The following is a 361-nucleotide window of genomic DNA, read 5'->3' as shown; positions in this document are numbered from 1 at the left end:
CGTTCTAAACCCAGCTCGCGTACCACTTTAAATGGCGAACAGCCATACCCTTGGGACCTACTTCAGCCCCAGGATGTGATGAGCCGACATCGAGGTGCCAAACACCGCCGTCGATATGAACTCTTGGGCGGTATCAGCCTGTTATCCCCGGAGTACCTTTTATCCGTTGAGCGATGGCCCTTCCATTCAGAACCACCGGATCACTAAGACCTACTTCGTACCTGCTCGAGCCGTCACTCTCACAGTCAAGCTGGCTTATGCCTTGCACTAACCGCATGATGTCCGACCATGCTTAGCCAACCTTCGTGCTCCTCCGTTACTCTTTAGGAGGAGACCGCCCCAGTCAAACTACCCACCAGAC

General features: G+C 54.3%; 1 rRNA gene. It reads right to left on the bottom strand.

Going from position 1 to position 361, the window contains the following annotated elements:
- A 23S ribosomal RNA gene (locus BHE89_RS22205) occupies nt 1–361 on the bottom strand; the annotation flags it as partial.

It is taken from the genome of Shigella sp. FC1967 (assembly GCF_001743005.1).
GTDB lineage: Bacteria > Pseudomonadota > Gammaproteobacteria > Enterobacterales > Enterobacteriaceae > Proteus.
This window is presented reverse-complemented; position numbering and strand designations above follow the sequence as displayed.